Below are 17045 nucleotides of genomic sequence, written 5' to 3'. Positions count from 1 at the left end.
CGCTGACCCACCCGCCGAGTCGGCACTTCTGGTCCGCCGAGTCGGCACTTCGCGCATGCCGAGTCGGCACTTCTGGTCCGCCGAGTCGGCACGTCCTCACCAGCGGCGGGTCGTGTAGCCCGACCGCAGCTCCTCGCGCAGCTCGGCGAGCCAGCGGTCGAGCGCCGGGCCGGAGAAGTCGCCGACACGGACCACGATGACGATCCACCCCTCCCGCCGCAGCCAGGCCCGGCGCCGCTCGTCGTACCGGCGCTGCTCCTCGCTCGCGTGCGCGTCGTGCCCGTCGTACTCCACACACACCCGGCGCTCGCGGTAGGCGAAGTCGAGCCGGTACGTCGGCACGCCGTCGACCTCGACCCAGACCTGCGGCTCGGGCAGCGGGAGCCCGGCGTCGGCGATCTCGAGCAGCACCCACGCCTCGCGGGGCGACTCCAGTCGCGGGTCGACGATCGGGGCGAGCGACCGCAGCTGCACCACCCCGCGGCGCCCCCGGTAGCGCAGCGACCCGCGGACCAGGTCCGCCGCGGTGAGGCCGTGCCGACGCGCCAGCATGACCATGGCGGCGTACGCCTCACGCCGCCGCAGGCAGCAGCCGAGGTCGAGGGCGGTGCGCAAGGGGGTGGTGACGCGGACGCCGCCCAGCACCATCACGTCCCCCGGCGCGAGGTCGCGGGACCGGCCGTCGGCGGCGGAGAGCCTCGTCGGCTGGCGCCCGCGCAGCGCGCACGACTCGACGCGCGGACCGTCGTCGTGCTCGACCTGCAGGTGGACGTCGACGCCGTGCAGCCACGCGGCCGTCCGGTCGATGACGACGTGGTGCTCGCTGACGACCTTCCCGATCGCGCGTGCACGCAGGTCGATCGTGTCGCCGAGGTGCGCGGCGACGTAGACGCCGCGCGCCGGCGACCGCACGCGTCCGGAGGCGACGCCGCGGCGCAGCCGGGTCGGGGTGATGCCGAGGCCGGGCAACTCGGCGCGGGTGAACGGCCCCTCGGGCCAGTCGTCGGTCATGACGGGACCGTGCCGTCGGTGGGCCAGCGGCGCTCGGCGCGCGACGTACGTCTGTGGACAGCGTCGTCGCGCGGCGTGGCTGTGGACGTCAGCTGGTGGTCCGGTCACCCGAAGTGCCCACTCGACGCGCCACAAGTGCCCACTCGGCGCGCCACAAGTGCCGACTCGACGCGCCACAGGTGCCGACTCGGCGGAGCGGCGGGTCAGCGGAGGTCGAGCGCCAGGTCGGCCCAGCCGAGGTAGACGTCGTGGGTGGCCGAGGGCGAGCGGACGACGTCCCCGCCGAGGTGCTCGCGCGGGCCGAGGAGGGTGCTCGTGGCGGTGGGCTCGGCCCGGTTCTCCCCGAAGAACAGGTAGTCGATCTTGCGGCTCCGCCCGCGTGAGCGGTGGGTCGGCTCGCCCCAGCGGCACACCCGCGGGGCCAGCCGGCACACGACCTGCTCGATCCCGGGGCCGGCGCCGGCGGGGCGGTCGCGGTAGGTCCCGGTCTGGTCGGCCTCGAAGAACAGCCCGCGCCGGTTGGTGAGCCAGCCGCTGCGCGAGAGCCGGTAGAGCTCGCTCATCGTGCCCTTGGTCGGCACCGCGTTGAAGTCCCCGCCGAGCACGACAGCGGCCCGGTCCTCCCGCACCAGCGGCGCCAGCACCTTCCGCGCGGCGATCGCCTGCGCCCGCCGCGCGGGGCCGGCACCGGTGCGGCGGCCCCGGCCGGCGCGCAGCTGGAGGGTGCAGGCGCGGACCGCGTCGTCGGCGAAGCGGAGCAGCGCGCCGCGCACGGCGACGTCCGCGCAGAGCATGCGGAAGCGGTGCGGCGTCCGCGCGCCCGGGTTGGGCAGCCGGTGGGTGCCGACGTCGGAGAGGGGGTGCCGGGAAGCGAGGACCAGCCCGTGCCGCTGGACCGCCCCCGGGCGTCCGCAGCCGTGGTGGCGGCGCAGCTGCTGGAACCGGAAGTGGTCGCGCCAGGTCTCCCCGTCGCCGATCCAGGCGCGGTTGGCCGCGACGAAGCGCCGGAACTGCCCGAAGCAGACCTCCTGGAGCATCACCACGTCCGGGGTCGAGGAGCCGATCACCCGCTGGACGGTGGCGAGCTTGTCGCCGCTGCGCCGGTGCTCGGCGCCGTCCAGGTTCGCGGTGACGACCTGGAGGCGGTACGTCGCCCGCAGCGGCGCGGCCGCGGCAGCAGCCGCCGGCGCTCCCGATGCCCCCGATGCCCCGGTCGCACCGGCAGGGGCGGCCAGGCCCGGCACCACGAGCAGCAGCACGACCAGGGCCGTCAGCGCAGCCGTGCGCACCCGCATCGCGGCGTCCTCCCACCCGTTCGTCCCGGTCCGGCGAGCGTCAGGGTGCCAGAGCGCGCGGGCAGGCGGGGCGGGTTCGAAAGAAGCCGGACCGACCGGTCAGCCGGCGAGCGGGCCGAGCCGGCCCAGGTGGGCCAGCTGGGCGCGCACCGACAGCTCGGCCGCGCCCCAGAGGACCGGGTCGACGTCGGCGTACACGACCTCGACGACGCGGCGCGGGAGGTCCTCGGCCGGCAGCGGGTCGGGGCCGGCGGCCAGGGTGGTGACCGCCTGCTCGACCTGGGCGAGCCGGTCGCGCCGGTGGGCGAGGTAGAAGTCCAGGACGCCGAGGGCGTCGTCGATGACCGGGCCGTGGCCGGGCCAGATGGTGCGGGCCTCGGCGGCCGCGGCGAGCGCGTGCAGCCGGTCGAGGCTGTCGAGGTAGGCGCCGAGCTGCCCGTCGGGGTGGGCCACCACCGTCGTCCCGCGCCCCAGCACGGTGTCGCCGGTGAGCAGCGCCCCCTCGGCCGGGAGCAGGAAGGACAGCGAGTCGGCGGTGTGCCCCGGCGTGGCCACGACGTGGACCTCCAGGCCGTCGACCTCGACGACGTCGCCGTCGCCGAGCCCCTCGGAGCCGAGCCGGTAGGCCGGGTCGAGCGCGCGGACGCCGCAGCCGACCCGCTCGGCGAACTCCCGCGCCGCCTCGGAGTGGTCGAGGTGGTGGTGGGTCAGCAGCACCGCGCCGACCTCGCCGGCGGTCTCGGCGACCGCGTCGAGGTGCTCGAGGATCGAGGGCCCGGGGTCGACGACGACCGAGCGCCGCGCACCCGGTTCGCGCAGCACCCAGGTGTTGGTGCCGTCGAGGGTCATCATCGTCGGGTTCGGCGCGAGGACGCACGAACCGCGCTCGCCGAAGGAGCCGCCGGTCCACGCGCCCGCGGTCACGGGCGGCGCCGCTCGGCCACCAGGGGTCGCAGCCGGTCGGGCATCGAGAGGGTCCAGCCCTCGCCGAGCGGCTCGACCGACGGGGTGAACATCTCCACGGTGCGCCCCTCCGCCGCGGCGAGCACCTCGGCCGTCGAGGCGTGGGTGCCCACCTCCAGGCACGTGAGGTACGTCGGCGGCAGCATCGCCAGGTCGCCACCGTCCGCCTGGTCGGCCGCGACCCTCGCGGGCAGCCACGTGACCGAGGAGGACTCGGTGGAGACGTCGCGCGTGCGCTGTCCGGCGGGTAGCTCGGCGACGAAGAACCAGGTCCGGTAGCGCTTGGGCTCGAAGACCGGCGTGAGCCAGGCGTCCCAGGTGCCGAGCAGGTCGGTGCGCAGCACGAGCCCACGGCGGTTGAGGAACTCCGTCATCGCCAGCTCGCGGGAGACCAGCGCCTCGCGGTCGGCCTCCCAGTCCTCGCCGGTGGTGTCGGCGACGACCGTGTCGCCGGACTCGCCGGCGAGCAGCACGCCGGACTCCTCGAAGGTCTCGCGGACCGCGGCGCAGACCAGCGCGCGGGCGAGGTCGGTGTCGGTGCCGAGCCGCCGGGCCCAGTCGGCCGGGTCGGGCCCGGCCCAGGCGACCGCGGCGTCGAAGTCGCGCTGGTCGACCCCGCCGCCGGGGAAGACGGCCATCCCGCCGGCGAAGTCCATCGAGACCTGGCGGCGCAGCAGGTAGACCTCGGGCCCGGTGGCCGGGTCGGCCCCGTCGCGGAGCACCACGACGGTCGCGGCGTCGCGCGGCTGGGCCGGGGTGCGGGTGCCGTCGTCGTACTCCCGGGCGACGTCGAGCAGGTGCTCGGGCAGCGGCACGGGTGGCAGCGGGATCCTCACGAGCCCGCCCGGACCGCGACGAGCACCTCGACCTCGACCGGCGCGTCGAGCGGGAGCACCGGGACGCCGACGGCGGAGCGGGCGTGGACGCCGGCGTCGCCGAAGACCGCGCCGAACAGCTCCGAGGCGCCGTTGGCCACGCCGGGCTGGCCGGTGAAGTCGGGGGTGGAGGCGATGAACGCGGTCACCTTCACCACGCGCTCGACGGCGCTGAGGTCACCGACCTGCGCCTGGATCGCGGCGATCGCGTTGAGCGCGCACTGCTGGGCGCAGGCGTAGGCCTCCTCGGGGCTGACCTCGCCACCGACCTTGCCGGTGATGAGGAGCTCACCGCGCCGCATCGGCAGCTGGCCGGAGGTCTGGACGAGGTCGCCGTGGCGGACGGCCGGGACGTAGGCCGCCACCGGTGCCGCCACCTCCGGGACCTCCAGGCCGAGCTCGGCGAGCCGCTCCTCGGGCGTGGCGGCCACGGCTCAGCCCTCGACCGGGCGCTTGAAGTAGCCGACCAGGTTCTCGGGGTTCATGCCGGGCGCGACCTGCACCAGCTCCCAGCCGTCGGCCCCGAAGTTGTCGAGGATCTGCTTGGCCGCGTGCGTGAGGATCGGCGCGGTCAGGTACTCCCACTTGGTCATGGGCCGCACCCTACTCGCGGCTCGGTGGGCCGCCGACGCCCGCGGATCATCCCCCGGGTCATCCCCTGGTCGGACGCGCTCGGACCGCCCGCCCGCCTAGGGTCGCCGTCGTGAGCACGCCCCTGCCCGACCAGCGCCCGCCGCGGCGCCTGGGGCCCCGCGGTCGCCGGTGGTTCGACGTGCTGGTGGTGGTCGGCCTGCTGCTGCCGGCGGTGCCGCTCTGGTTCTCGGTCGGCCCGGTCAGCAGCGCCCTGAGCGTGCTCCAGGTCGGCCCGCTGCTGTGGCGGCGCCGCCACCCGGTCGCGGTCTTCTGGGCGGTCACGGCCGCGCACGCGGCCCAGGTGCTGCTCCTGGACGAGCCGACGCTGGGCCAGGTGGCGTGGCCGGTCGCGGTCTACTCCGTCGCGCGGTACGCCGCCCCGGTGCACGGCTGGGCGGCGCTGGCCGTCAGCGCGGTCGCGGCGCTGACCGCCGCGATCGACTGGAGCGTCGGGTCGCCGGACACGGCCCTCACCGTCCTCACCAACGCGATCCTGATCGGCGCCGTCGCCGCGGCGGCCTGGGCGCTCGGCACGCTCGGGCGCACGCGCCAGGCCTACGTCGACGCGCTGGTCGAGCGCAGCGACCGGGTGCAGCGCGAGGCCGCGCAGCAGGTGGCGCTGGCCGCGGCCGACGAGCGGGCGCGGATCGCCCGCGAGATGCACGACGTGGTCGCGCACGGGCTCTCGGTGATCGTGGTGCAGGCCGACGGGGCGCGGTACGCCGCCCGCACCGACCCCGACGTCGCCGCCCGCACCCTGGAGACGGTCGCCGCGACCGGCCGGGAGGCGCTGACCGAGATGCGCCGGATGCTCGGGCTGCTCCGCGCCGAGGACGCGGCCGTCGACGGCGGCCCGGCGCTGCGGCCGCAGCCGGGGCTGGCCGACCTCGACGCGCTGGTCGCCGAGGCGCGCACCGCCGGCGCGCGGGTCGAGGCGCGCCTGCCCGACCCCGCGGCCACGACCGGCATCGCCGACGGCGTCGGCCTGACGGCGTACCGCGTGGTCCAGGAGGCGCTCACCAACGTCCGCAAGCACGCCGGCCCCGAGGTCGCGGTCCGCGTCGAGGTGGCAGTCGCCGGCGCCGGTCGCGACCGCGCGGTGGTGGTGCGCGTCGAGGACGACGGGCGCGGCGCCAGCGCCGAGGACGACGGCCGCGGGCTGGGCCTGCTCGGCATGCGCGAGCGGGTCGGCGTCCACGGCGGCACGCTCGAGGCCGGGCCGCGCGCCGGGGGCGGGTTCACCGTCTCTGCGAGGATCCCGGCGTGAGCGCGGCAGGCACGGAGGGCACGGCAGGCCCGGGGACCGACCGGATCCGGGTCTTCCTCGTCGACGACCAGCAGATGGTCCGCGGCGGCTTCCGGATGCTCGTCGACAGCCAGCCCGACCTCGAGGTCGTCGGCGAGGCCGGCGACGGGGCGGAGGCGCTCGAGCGGCTGTCGGTGACCCGCGCCGACGTGGTGCTGATGGACGTCCGGATGCCGCGGATGGACGGCGTGGAGGCCACCCGGCGGCTGGCCGCGCGGCCAGGCGCGCCCCGCGTCCTGGTGCTGACCACCTTCGACCTCGACGAGTACGCCTTCGCCGCGATCCGCGCCGGCGCCGCGGCGTTCCTGCTCAAGGACGCCGGGCCGGAGGAGCTGCTCGGCGCGATCCGCACCGTCCACGCCGGCGACTCGGTCGTCGCGCCGAGCACGACCCGGCGCCTGCTCGAGCGGTTCGCCGCCGTCCTGCCCGACCCGGACGACACCGACGGCACCCCGGCGGCCCCCACGCACGACCGGCTCGCGCCGCTGACCGAGCGGGAACGCGAGGTGCTCGCGCTGGTGGGCCGCGGGCGCAGCAACACCGAGATCGCCGCGGAGCTCGTCGTCGCCGAGACCACCGTGAAGACCCACGTCGGGCGGCTGCTGGCCAAGACCGGCTCGCGCGACCGGGTGCAGCTGGTCGTCCTGGCGTACGAGACCGGGCTGGCGCGTACGACCTGAGTCGTACGCCGGGTCCCGCCCGCGGGCCGACGACCCGGACGCCGCCGGCGACGAGGCTCGTGCCATGACCACGAGCACCTCCCCCACGAACGGCCCAGCCCCGACCGCAGCCGACCGGGTCACCCTGGCCGCCAGCGCCCGCGGCCTGGCCCGCGTCCACGGCCGCGGCGACGCCGCGGTCCACGCCCTCCGGGGCGTCGACCTCGACCTGCCGGCCGGTCGGTTCACCGCCGTCATGGGGCCCTCGGGCTCCGGCAAGTCCACCCTCATGCACTGCCTGGCCGGGCTGGACGCCCCCACCGCCGGCACCGTCGAGGTGGCCGGGCAGGCCCTGGAGCGGCTCGACGACACCGCGCTCACCCTGTTCCGGCGCGACCACGTCGGCTTCGTCTTCCAGTCCTTCAACCTGCTGCCCATGCTCACCGCGGCGCAGAACATCGCGCTCCCCCTCGAGCTCGCCGGCCGGCGGCTCAGCGGCGCCGTCCGCGAGCGGCACGACCTCGTCGTCGACGTCCTCGGCCTGCGCGACCGGCTCGGCCACCGGCCCGCCGAGCTCTCCGGCGGCCAGCAGCAGCGGGTCGCGATCGCCCGCGCACTGGTCAGCGAGCCCGCGATCGTCTTCGCCGACGAGCCCACCGGCAACCTCGACAGCGCCGCCTCCGCGGAGGTGCTGGGCTTCCTGCGCCGCTCCGTCCGCGAGCTGGGCCAGACCGTCGTCATGGTCACCCACGAGCTCGACGCGGCGGCGTACGCCGACGACGTCGTGGTCATCGCCGACGGCGCGATCCGCGCCCACCTCGTCGAGCCGTCCGCCGACGAGCTGGTCGCGACCCTGCGGGGCGAGCGATGAGGACCGTCCTGCTCGCCTCGCTGCGCACCCACGCCCGGCGCTACGTCGCCGCGGCGGTCGCGATCGTCATCGGCGTCTCGTTCGTCGTGGTCACCAGCGCGCTGTCGGCCGCCACCAAGGACGGTCTCGTCGCGGGCGTCGGGCTGCCCTACCGCGGCGCCGACGCCGTGGTCTCCCAGCTCGGCGCGGAGGACGCCGACCTGGTCGTGCGCCGGGCCGCGGCGGCCGGGGACAGCGCGGTCGTGCTCGGCTCGGTCACCGGGCCGGTGACCTCGGCGGGGCGGGTCGTCGGCCAGCGGGTCGACCTCGCCGCGCTCGCCGAGGACGAGGCGCTGCGCTGGCAGGAGCTGCGCGCGGGCCGGTGGCCCGGCGGCCGGGACGAGGTGGTCGCGGACGTCAACGACGCCAAGGCCGCCGACCTCGCCGTCGGCGACCGGGTCCGGATCGGCGCGGGCGGCCGCGCGGTCGAGGCCGAGGTCGTCGGCCTGGTCGACACCCCCTCGGCGTCGTCCGGGGCGACGCTCTACCTGCCCTGGGCGGACCTGCGCCCGTGGACCTCGAGCATGTGGGTCGAGGCCGTCGCCTACGCCGGCGACGGCGCCCGGGCCGCCGCGCGCGGGACCTCCGCGCAGGTCCAGCCGGCCGACGAGTTCGTCCAGGAGCGGCAGGCCGAGCTGACCCGCGAGGTCGACGTCATCGCGATCGTCCTGCTCGTCTTCGCAGCCATCGCGCTGTTCGTCTCGGTGCTGGTCATCGCCAACACCTTCAGCATCCTCTTCGCCCAGCGCCGCCGCGACCTCGCGCTGCTGCGCTGCGTCGGCGCGACCCGCCGCCAGCTGCTGCGCTCGATCCGGCTCGAGGCGCTGGCCCTCGGCGCGCTCTCCTCCGGCCTCGGGCTGGTGCTCGGCACGGTGCTCGGCCGGGTGCTCGTCGCGGTCGCCCGCGGCCGGCTCGCCGAGGGCACGATGGTCGAGGCCGCCGTCTCCGCGCAGTGGTACGCCGCGGCGTTCGCGGTCGGGCTGCTCGTCACCGTCGTGGCCGCGTGGCTGCCGACCCGCGCGGTCGTCCGGGTCAGCCCGCTGGCCGCGCTGCGGCCCGACGCGGGCGTCGACCTGCGCACCGGGGCCGGCCGGCTGCGCACCGCCGGCGGCGCGCTGGCCGTCCTCGCCGGGGCCGCGCTCCTCGGGGTCGCCATCGCCACCCACTCGGTCGGCGTGATGGTCGCCGGCGGCACCCTGGCCTTCACCGGGGTGATCGTGCTCGGCCCGCTCCTCGTGCCCGCGCTCGTCCGGCTCGCCGGCGCCCCGCTGCGGGGGACCACCGCGCGGCTCGCCGCCGGCAACGCGGTGCGCAACCCGCGGCGCACCGCCGCCACGACCGCCTCGCTGCTCATCGGCGTCACCCTGACCACGGCGGTTCTCACCGGGCTGGCCAGCTCCCGCGACGCCGTCGCCGGGGACATGGACGCCGCCCACCCCCTCGACCTGGCGATCACCGCGGTCGAGGACCCGCTGCCCGACAACGTGCTGGCCGACGTCCGCTCGACCCTGGGTGTCCGCGACGCCGTCGTGCTCCCCGGCGTGGTCGCCCGGATCGAGGGGATCGGCCGGGTGCCGCTCCTCGACGCCGGCGCCGGCGCGGGCGTCCTGCGCGACGAGACCGTCACCCGGCCGCGACCGGGCGTCATCACGCTGCCCCAGCACCTGCTGGCCGCCGGCGACGAGCCCCGCCACGTCGAGGTGACGGTGGACGGCCGGACCGAGCGGCTCCGGGTCAGCTCCGGGGACGGCTGGGGCGAGGCCGGCCTGGTCGCGACGGCGACGCTCGCCTCCCTCGGCGGCGACCCGCTGCCCCGGGCGGTGTGGGCGCGCGCCGAGGACGGGGTCGACGTCGAGGACCTCACCGGCGACCTCGGCGCGATCGCCGTCAACAGCGGCGCCGACCTGGTCGACGGGCTCTCCGAGCGGGCCTGGGTGGAGCTCCAGCTCGACGTCCTCACCGGCGCCGTGGTGGCGCTGCTCGGGGTCGCGGTGGCCATCGCGCTCATCGGCATCGGCAACACCCTGGGGCTCTCGGTGCTGGAGCGCGCCCGGGAGAACGCGCTGCTCCGCGCGCTCGGCCTCACCCGCCGCCAGCTGCGCCGGATGCTCGCCGCCGAGGCGGTGCTCCTCTCGGTGGTGGCGACCGTGCTCGGCACGGTGATCGGCGTGGTCTTCGCCTGGGTGGCCGTGCGGACGCTGGTCGACGTCGCGGTCGACGACGCCGCGGTCGTGCTCCCCTGGGGCCAGCTGCTCGTCGTGGTGCTGGTCGCCGCCGCGGCCGGGCTGCTCGCGGGCGTGCTGCCCTCGCGGCGCGCCGCCCGGGTCGCCCCCGCGGCCGGGCTCGCGCTCGACTAGCGGTCGGGCGGGGCGTCGGGCTGCGCGTCGGTCTGGGGGTCGGCCGGCGGCCGGGCCCGCTGCGGGTAGATCGTCTCGTGGCGGGCCAGCATGGCGACGTACTCCGCGATCTTGCGCTCGCGGGTCTCGGCCCGCTTGACCGCGCCGAGGCGGTGACCCAGCGCGTAGCGGTTGCTGCTGGTCAGCACCTCGAACATCGCCCGGGCCCGCGGGTCTGCCGCGATCGCGGCCATCAGGTCGGCCGGGACCTCGGCCCGCGAGGGCGGGGCGTACGCCGCCGCCCACCGCCCGTCGGCGCGGGCCGCCTCCACCGCGGCCCGCCCGGCGGGCGCCATCCGGCCCTCGGCCTCCAGCCGGGCGACGAGGTCGACGTTGACCTGGGACCACCGGCTGCGCGGGGTGCGCCGGGTCATCCGCTGCAGCGACGTGGCCGCGTCGCGGCTGCGGGCCTGGCCGTCGATCCAGCCGAAGCACAGCGCCTCGTCGAGCGCGTCGGCCCGGGTCAGCGCGGTGACGTCGCCGCCCTTCTTGGTCAGCACCAGCCACACGCCCGGTGAGTCGGCGTGGTGCTCCTCGAGCCACGCCCGCCACGCGGCGGCGTCGGGGACGAGCAGCTCGGGCAGGTCGGCCATGACCGGACTCCAGGGTCGGGACGATCAGTGGGGGGCGATCAGAGGTAGGGCGCCAGCGTCTCGCGGATCTCGTTGACGGCCAGCGCGACGAAGAGCACCGCGCACAGCGCCATGAAGCCGTTGGAGAGCCAGCCGTTGCGCCACTCCTCGGGGACGTCGGAGTGCGGCAGCGCCCCCGGCCGCCGCTTGTTGAGCAGCACCAGCAAGGTGATGGCGAGGAACGGCATGAACAGCGCGCCGAGCGTGCCGTAGGCCAGGATCAGCCCGACCGGCTCGTCGAGCAGCAGGAGCAGCATCGGCGGGAAGGTCAGCCACAGCAGGTAGGCGCGGAAGTACCGCCCGCCGGTGCGGGTGTCGGGGTGCCCGGAGGGCAGGTCGCGCAGGTTGCCGACGTAGTCGGCGAACATCAGGCTCACCCCGCTCCACACGCCGATGAGCGAGGAGAACGACGAGGCGAAGAAGCCGACCAGGAAGACCGTGCCGAAGACCTCGCCGTACCGGTCGTCGAGGACGTCGGAGAGCTGCACGAGCGCCTGGTCGCCGGTCTCGGCCGCGATGCCGGCGGAGTAGTAGAGCTCCGCGCCGACGATCAGCATGGAGACCACGAAGATCCCGGTGACGGCGTACGCGACGCCGTTGTCGATCCGCATCACCCGCATGAACACGGGCGTCGACCAGCCCTTCTCGCGCAGCCAGTAGCCGTAGGCCGCCAGCGTGATCGTGCCGCCGACCCCGCCGGCGATGGCCAGCACGTTGACGACCGAGTCGTCGGGGAAGACCGGCCGCAGGCCGAGCACGATCTCGCCGAGGTTGGGGGTGGCCAGGACCGCCGCGCCGACGACGCAGACGAACATGATCCCGACCAGCGCCGCCATCACCTTCTCGAAGGCCGCGTAGGTGCCGACCCAGACCAGGGCCAGCCCGACCAGGCCGGTCACCACAGCGGTCCAGCGCAGCGAGAGGTCGGGGAAGAGCGCGACGATCGGCAGCGCGGAGGACGACATCGCGGTGGCGCCGTAGACCAGGCCCCAGATCACGATGTACGGCGCGAAGTACCAGGTGGTCCACCGGCCCAGGCTGCGCCAGCCCTCGAAGATCGTGCGGCCGGTCGCCAGGGAGTAGCGCCCGGCCCCCTCGACCAGCACCACCTTGATCACGGCGCCGAGCACGGCCACCCACAGCAGCGTGTAGCCGAACTTGGCCCCGGCGACGAGGGTCGCCACCAGGTCGGCGGCGCCGACGCCCGTGGCCGCGACGACCAGCCCGGGGCCGATCACCCGCCACCGGGGTGCGGCGCCGGTCGTGAGCGGCTGGGCGGGGGCGTCTCCCGGGGAGCTCATCGCCGCATCATCGCCCAGGCTGGCCGTCGCTGGCTACGCTCGCCCCCATGACCGACTGGCCGCGCGTGCAGCTGCACGTGGTGACCGGGAAGGGCGGCACCGGCAAGTCCACCGTGGCCGCCGCCCTCGCCCTCGCGCTGGCGACCTCGGGGCGCAACGTGCTGTTGTGCGAGGTCGAGGGGCGCCAGGGCATCGCCCGGATGTTCGACGTCGACCCGTTGCCGTACGCCGAGCGGCGCATCGCCACCGGCCTGCCCGTCCCCGGGGAGTCCGGCCCGCCGGGCGTCGTGCACGCGCTGCACATCGACCCCGAGGCCGCGCTGCTGGAGTACCTCTCGATGTACTACAAGCTCGGGCGCGCCGGCCGCGCGCTCGACAAGTTCGGCGTCGTGGAGTTCGCCACGACCATCGCCCCCGGCGTCCGCGACGTGCTGCTGACCGGCAAGGTCTTCGAGGCGGTGCAGCGCAACAGCCGCAACAAGGGCGCCCAGCAGTACGACGCCGTCGTGCTCGACGCGCCGCCGACCGGCCGGATCGTGCAGTTCCTCAACGTCAGCGACGAGCTCGCGGGGCTGGCGAAGGTCGGGCCGATCAAGAACCAGTCCGACACGATGATGACCCTCTTCCGCTCGCCGCGGACCGCCGTGCACCTGGTCACCGTGCTCGAGGAGATGCCGGTGCAGGAGACCGCGGACGGCATCACCGAGCTCGAGGCGGCGCGGCTCCCGGTCGGGGGGATCGTGGTGAACCTGGTCCGGCCGCGCGACCTCGACGAGGAGGACCTCGCCGCCGCCCGCGCCGACAGCCTCGACCCGGGCCGGCTGGCCGACGAGCTCACGGCCGCGGGGCTGGGCGCCGAGGAGGACCTGGTGGAGGGGCTGCTCGCCGAGGCGCGCGACCACGCCGAGCGGCGCGCCCTCGAGGACAGCCAGCGCGAGGTGGTCGCCGGGCTGGACCGACCGACGTACGAGCTGCCGCGCCTGCCGGGCGGCGTGGACCTCGGCGGTCTCTACGAGCTGGCCGGCGAGCTGCGGGCCCAGGGGCTGGCATGAGGGCCGACATGAGGAGGGACGCGTGAGCGGGAACCGGACGCGGGTCGGGCCGCAGAGCAGCCGGCGGGCCAGCGGCCCGCTGGACGTCGACGCGCTGCTCGACGACCCCGGCACCGGGATCATCGTGTGCTGCGGCTCCGGCGGGGTCGGCAAGACCACCACCGCGGCCGCGCTGGCCCTCCGCGCCGCCGAGCGCGGCCGCAAGGTCGTCGTGCTGACGATCGACCCGGCCCGGCGGCTCGCGCAGTCGATGGGCATCGCGATGCTCGACAACACCCCCCGGCCCGTGGTCGGCGTCGACGACGCCGCCGGCGGGCGGCTCGACGCGATGATGCTCGACATGAAGCGGACCTTCGACGAGGTCGTGCTCAGCCAGGCCAGCCCGGAGAAGGCCGAGCAGATCCTGGCCAACCCCTTCTACGTCGCGCTGTCGAGCTCGTTCGCGGGCACCCAGGAGTACATGGCGATGGAGAAGCTCGGCCAGATCCACGCCGACGCCCAGCGCTCGGGCACCTACGACCTGATCGTCGTCGACACCCCGCCCTCGCGCTCGGCCCTGGACTTCCTCGACGCCCCCGAGCGGCTCTCCAGCTTCCTCGACGGCCGGTTCATCCGGCTGATGCTCGCGCCCGCCCGCGGCCCGGCGAAGCTGATGACCGCGGGGTTCAGCATCATCACCAACGCGCTGACCAAGATCCTCGGCGGCCAGGTGCTGCGCGACCTGCAGACCTTCGTGGCCGCGCTGGACACCGTCTTCGGCGGATTCCGCGCGCGGGCCCAGAAGACCTACGCGCTGCTCCAGGCCGACGAGACGGCCTTCATCGTGGTGGCGGCGCCCGAGCCGGACGCGCTGCGCGAGGCGGCGTACTTCGTCGAGCGGCTCGGCGAGGACCAGATGCCCCTGGCCGGGCTGGTCGTCAACCGCGCGAGCCCCGAGCCGCGCAGCGACCTGTCCGGCGACGAGGCGATGGCCGCGGCCGCGCGACTGCGCGCCGAGGACCCTGCCTCGCTCACCGCCGGGCTGCTGCGGCTGCACGCCGACCGACAGCGGATGGTCGAGCGCGAGGCGATGCTGCGCGCCCGCTTCGCGGCCGCCCACCCCGACGTGCCGACCGGGGTCGTGCCCGCCCTCGCGGGCGACGTGCACGACCTCGACGGGCTGCGCCGGGTCGGCGAGCTGCTCGCCGGCGGCTGAACCGGGTGCTGGGCCGGGGTGTCGGAGTCCCCGGTTAACCGGTGACTCCTGCACTTCTCAGGGGAGATCTCCCCTGAGAAGTGCAGGGGTCCCCTGAGAAGTCCCCACGGATCAGGCCGAGCGGGCCCGATCGATCAGGCCGAGCCCAGAGCCCAGCCCAGGGCCGAGCCGGACGAGCCGGTCAGACGGCGGCGGCGCGACCGGCCGGCACCCCGGCCGACTGCTCGCGAGCCGTCTCCAGGACGGTGCGCCACGAGGCGGTGGGCCGGCGGCGCAGGAGCGCCCGGCGCTCGCGCTCGGTCATGCCGCCCCAGACCCCCCACTCGATCTGGTTGTCGAGCGCCTCTGCGAGGCACTCGGTGCGCACCGGGCAACCGGCGCACAGCTGCTTGGCCTTGTTCTGCTCGGCTCCACGCACGAACAGCTGGTCCGGCTGCGCCGACTTGCAGGCAGCGTTCGGCGTCCAGTCTTCAACCCACATGATGTCCCCACATCTGCTCCGAGATAGGTGCGCGTCCCCATGACGCCTACCCGGGAAGTCCCCTCGGCCTCCAAGGTAAAGCGATTTCGCTCACCGGTACAGACACGTTCAGCCCAAGCGGCATAGTCCGATATGACTAGTGCGTCCGTGTCAGGCTTTCCTGGGGCTTCGCGCGCTCGCGTAGCCTGATCGGCATGACCGCGCAGCGCCCTGAGCAGCTCACCCCCCGCAAGGTCGCCTCCCACCTCGGGGTCATGGTCGCCGTCGCCGCCGTCCTCGGCGTGGTCGTCGCCGGGCTGGCGATCCCGTTCGCCGGCGTCGTGGGGATCGGTGCGAAGAACGTCGCCGACACCATGGACCAGCTGCCCGCCGAGCTCGAGACCGAGGCGCTCGCCCAGCGCACCCAGGTGCTCGACGAGAACGGCGAGACGATCGCCACGCTCTACGACCAGAACCGGGTCAACGTCAAGCTCACCGACGTCTCGCGGGTGATGACCAAGGCGATCGTCGCGATCGAGGACTACCGCTTCTACCAGCACGGCGCGCTGGACCTGAAGGGCACGCTGCGCGCGTTCATCACCAACCAGGCCAACTCCGGGGTGGTGCAGGGCGGCTCCTCGATCACCCAGCAGCTGGTCAAGCTGACCCTGGTCGACCAGGCGAAGACGAAGAAGGAGCGCCGCGAGGCCACCGACGACAGCTACGCGCGCAAGCTGCGCGAGCTGCGGTACGCCGTGGCGCTGGAGCAGCGCCACACCAAGGACTGGATCCTCGAGCGCTACCTCAACACCGCCTACTTCGGCGACGGCGCCTGGGGCATCCAGTCGGCCGCCCGCCACTACTTCAACGTCAACGCCAGCGACCTGAAGCTGCCGCAGGCGGCGCTGCTGGCCGGCCTGGTGAAGAACCCCTACGGCTATGACCCCACCAAGTTCGAGGACCGCGCGATCGCGCGCCGCAACGTCGTCCTGGAGCGGATGGCCGAGCTCGGGATCGTCAAGCAGAAGCGGGTCGACCGGCTCAAGAAGCGCGGCCTGGGCCTCGACGTGCAGACCACCCCGAACGGCTGCCTGAACTCGCGGGCGCCGTTCTTCTGCGACTACCTGCTCAACTACCTGCTCAAGGACCGCTCGCTGGGCCGCACCGCCGCCGAGCGCCGCGACCTGATCTTCTCCGGCGGCCTGACCATCCGCACGACCATCGACCTGCAGGCGCAGGCGGCGGCCGACGAGGCGGTCACCAGCGCCGTCTACCCCGAGTCCGAGGCGATCGGCGGCCTGGCGATGGTCGAGCCCGGCACCGGCAAGGTGCGCGCGATCGCGCAGTCGCGGCCCATGGGCAGCGACCGCTCCCGCGGCCAGACCTACCTCAACTACGTCGTGAACCAGAAGTACGGCGACTCCGCCGGCTTCCAGCCCGGTTCGACGTTCAAGGTCTTCGTGCTCGCCGCGGCCCTCGAGCAGGGCCTGCCGACGAGCACCGGGTTCAACTCCCCGCCGCGGATCTCGATCCCCGAGTACGAGTACGAGGACTGCGACGGCGAGCCCTACGGCTACGGCACCTGGGACCTCGGCAACTCGACCACCTCGGGCTACATGGACATGTACCGCGGCACCCGGGAGTCGGTGAACACCTACTTCGCCCAGCTGGAGACGCTGACCGGCATCTGCGAGCCCTACGAGCTGGCCAAGTCGATGGGCGTGGACCTGACCAACCCCGAGGGCGAGGGCCCGGGCCTGCCCGAGCGCGTCCCGACCTTCGTGCTCGGCATCCCCGACGCCAGCCCGCTGGAGCTGGCCGAGGCGTACGCCACCTTCGCCGCCCGCGGCCTGCACTGCGACTCCCGCCCGGTGGTCGCCATCGAGGACTCCCGCGGCACCGTGCTCAAGGAGTACGACCAGCAGTGCGAGCAGGTCCTGCAGGAGACCACCGCCGACGCGATCAACGACATCCTGCGCGGGGTGATCGAGGGCGGCTTCGCCTCCGCCCAGGCGCTCGGCCGCGACGCCGCCGGCAAGACCGGCACGTCCCAGAGCGGCCAGGCGATCTGGTTCGTCGGCTACACCCCGAACATGGCCGCCGCCTCGATGATCGCCGGCGCCAACGAGTCCGGCACGCCGAAGAGCCTCGAGGGCGTCAACATCGGGCCGACGACCATCTACGGCGCGTCCGGCTCGGGCTACGCCGCGCCGGTCTGGGGCAGCGCGATGCGCGGCATCCTCGACAAGCTCCCGGTGGAGTCGTTCACCCCGCCGTCGTCGGTCACCCGCGGCACCCCCAGCACGCCGACCGACGACGACTTCGGGGACGACGACGAGTGACCCGTGAGTGACCCG

Annotated in this window: 16 protein-coding genes; 7 read left to right on the top strand and 9 right to left on the bottom strand. The window is 75.0% G+C overall.

Annotated elements, in window-relative coordinates; genetic code table 11:
• Positions 1-96 precede the first annotated feature (96 nt).
• From HPC71_RS01030 to sp36, 6 genes are all read right to left on the bottom strand, one after another.
• Complete coding sequence (locus HPC71_RS01030) at positions 97-1011, bottom strand: type IV toxin-antitoxin system AbiEi family antitoxin domain-containing protein (RefSeq protein WP_154615795.1); 915 nt, start codon at positions 1009-1011, stop codon at positions 97-99.
• Between the two features lie 203 nt (positions 1012-1214).
• Positions 1215-2306, bottom strand: coding sequence for an endonuclease/exonuclease/phosphatase family protein (locus HPC71_RS01025; RefSeq protein ID WP_154615797.1), 1092 nt, complete (start codon positions 2304-2306; stop codon positions 1215-1217).
• A gap of 99 nt (positions 2307-2405) precedes the next feature.
• Positions 2406-3158 (bottom strand): MBL fold metallo-hydrolase, encoded by a 753-nt coding sequence (locus tag HPC71_RS01020; RefSeq protein ID WP_154616141.1) that lies wholly within the window; start codon positions 3156-3158, stop codon positions 2406-2408.
• A gap of 68 nt (positions 3159-3226) precedes the next feature.
• The gene (locus tag HPC71_RS01015) at positions 3227-4105 is read right to left on the bottom strand and encodes an NUDIX hydrolase (RefSeq protein ID WP_171895958.1); all 879 of its coding nucleotides are present in this window, start codon (positions 4103-4105) and stop codon (positions 3227-3229) included.
• Entirely contained in the window at positions 4102-4575 is a 474-nt protein-coding gene (locus HPC71_RS01010) for a RidA family protein (protein WP_171895957.1), read from the bottom strand. The genes HPC71_RS01015 and HPC71_RS01010 overlap by 4 nt, the downstream gene beginning before the upstream one ends.
• Positions 4576-4578: 3 nt before the next feature.
• Complete coding sequence (gene sp36, locus HPC71_RS01005) at positions 4579-4737, bottom strand: Sp36 family protein (RefSeq protein WP_091025199.1); 159 nt, start codon at positions 4735-4737, stop codon at positions 4579-4581.
• Between the two features lie 110 nt (positions 4738-4847).
• Here sp36 and HPC71_RS01000 point away from each other — a divergent pair, with 110 nt between their 5' ends.
• From HPC71_RS01000 to HPC71_RS00985, 4 genes are all read left to right on the top strand, one after another.
• Positions 4848-6044, top strand: a complete 1197-nt coding sequence (locus HPC71_RS01000; protein WP_154615799.1) for a sensor histidine kinase — start codon at positions 4848-4850, stop codon at positions 6042-6044.
• The gene (locus HPC71_RS00995) at positions 6041-6763 is read left to right on the top strand and encodes a response regulator transcription factor (protein ID WP_284438249.1); all 723 of its coding nucleotides are present in this window, start codon (positions 6041-6043) and stop codon (positions 6761-6763) included. Before HPC71_RS01000 ends, HPC71_RS00995 begins: the two co-directional genes overlap by 4 nt.
• A gap of 64 nt (positions 6764-6827) precedes the next feature.
• On the top strand, positions 6828-7613 hold the full coding sequence (locus tag HPC71_RS00990; protein ID WP_154615801.1) for an ABC transporter ATP-binding protein: 786 nt from the start codon (positions 6828-6830) through the stop codon (positions 7611-7613).
• On the top strand, positions 7610-10009 hold the full coding sequence (locus tag HPC71_RS00985; RefSeq protein WP_154615803.1) for an ABC transporter permease: 2400 nt from the start codon (positions 7610-7612) through the stop codon (positions 10007-10009). Before HPC71_RS00990 ends, HPC71_RS00985 begins: the two co-directional genes overlap by 4 nt.
• Here HPC71_RS00985 and HPC71_RS00980 read toward each other — a convergent pair.
• Positions 10006-10641 (bottom strand): YdeI/OmpD-associated family protein, encoded by a 636-nt coding sequence (locus tag HPC71_RS00980; protein ID WP_154615805.1) that lies wholly within the window; start codon positions 10639-10641, stop codon positions 10006-10008. The two genes, HPC71_RS00985 and HPC71_RS00980, sit on opposite strands and share 4 nt — an antisense overlap.
• Positions 10642-10679: 38 nt before the next feature.
• A complete protein-coding gene (locus HPC71_RS00975; protein WP_154615807.1) occupies positions 10680-11981 on the bottom strand; it encodes an Nramp family divalent metal transporter in 1302 nt (433 codons plus the stop codon).
• A 47-nt stretch (positions 11982-12028) separates the two neighbouring features.
• On the opposite strand from HPC71_RS00975, the gene bagA reads away from it, so the two are divergent.
• The gene (bagA, locus tag HPC71_RS00970; RefSeq protein WP_154615809.1) at positions 12029-13033 is read left to right on the top strand and encodes an ATPase BagA; all 1005 of its coding nucleotides are present in this window, start codon (positions 12029-12031) and stop codon (positions 13031-13033) included.
• Positions 13034-13055: 22 nt separating this feature from the next.
• The gene (gene bagB / locus HPC71_RS00965) at positions 13056-14228 is read left to right on the top strand and encodes an ArsA family ATPase (RefSeq protein WP_171895956.1); all 1173 of its coding nucleotides are present in this window, start codon (positions 13056-13058) and stop codon (positions 14226-14228) included.
• Positions 14229-14409: 181 nt separating this feature from the next.
• On the opposite strand, the gene HPC71_RS00960 is transcribed toward bagB, so the two are convergent.
• Positions 14410-14709 (bottom strand): WhiB family transcriptional regulator, encoded by a 300-nt coding sequence (locus HPC71_RS00960; RefSeq protein WP_154615811.1) that lies wholly within the window; start codon positions 14707-14709, stop codon positions 14410-14412.
• Positions 14710-14903: 194 nt separating this feature from the next.
• On the opposite strand from HPC71_RS00960, the gene HPC71_RS00955 reads away from it, so the two are divergent.
• Positions 14904-17030 (top strand): transglycosylase domain-containing protein, encoded by a 2127-nt coding sequence (locus HPC71_RS00955; RefSeq protein ID WP_154615813.1) that lies wholly within the window; start codon positions 14904-14906, stop codon positions 17028-17030.
• Positions 17031-17045: the final 15 nt, after the last annotated feature.

It is taken from the genome of Nocardioides marmotae (genome assembly GCF_013177455.1).
GTDB classification, from domain to species: domain Bacteria; phylum Actinomycetota; class Actinomycetes; order Propionibacteriales; family Nocardioidaceae; genus Nocardioides; species Nocardioides marmotae.
This window is presented reverse-complemented; position numbering and strand designations above follow the sequence as displayed.

Excerpts from the sequence above, each read along its gene's own strand:
- HPC71_RS00955 (WP_154615813.1), top strand. The coding sequence starts at position 14,904 with ATGACCGCGCAGCGCCCTGAGCAGCTCACCCCCCGCAAGGTCGCCTCC.
- HPC71_RS00990 (WP_154615801.1), top strand. The coding sequence starts at position 6,828 with ATGACCACGAGCACCTCCCCCACGAACGGCCCAGCCCCGACCGCAGCC.
- HPC71_RS00975 (WP_154615807.1), bottom strand. The coding sequence starts at position 11,981 with ATGAGCTCCCCGGGAGACGCCCCCGCCCAGCCGCTCACGACCGGCGCC.
- HPC71_RS01025 (WP_154615797.1), bottom strand. The coding sequence starts at position 2,306 with ATGCGGGTGCGCACGGCTGCGCTGACGGCCCTGGTCGTGCTGCTGCTC.
- HPC71_RS01030 (WP_154615795.1), bottom strand. The coding sequence starts at position 1,011 with ATGACCGACGACTGGCCCGAGGGGCCGTTCACCCGCGCCGAGTTGCCC.
- HPC71_RS00980 (WP_154615805.1), bottom strand. The coding sequence starts at position 10,641 with ATGGCCGACCTGCCCGAGCTGCTCGTCCCCGACGCCGCCGCGTGGCGG.
- bagA (WP_154615809.1), top strand. The coding sequence starts at position 12,029 with ATGACCGACTGGCCGCGCGTGCAGCTGCACGTGGTGACCGGGAAGGGC.
- HPC71_RS00985 (WP_154615803.1), top strand. The coding sequence starts at position 7,610 with ATGAGGACCGTCCTGCTCGCCTCGCTGCGCACCCACGCCCGGCGCTAC.
- HPC71_RS00960 (WP_154615811.1), bottom strand. The coding sequence starts at position 14,709 with ATGTGGGTTGAAGACTGGACGCCGAACGCTGCCTGCAAGTCGGCGCAG.
- HPC71_RS01020 (WP_154616141.1), bottom strand. The coding sequence starts at position 3,158 with ATGATGACCCTCGACGGCACCAACACCTGGGTGCTGCGCGAACCGGGT.
- sp36 (WP_091025199.1), bottom strand. The coding sequence starts at position 4,737 with ATGACCAAGTGGGAGTACCTGACCGCGCCGATCCTCACGCACGCGGCC.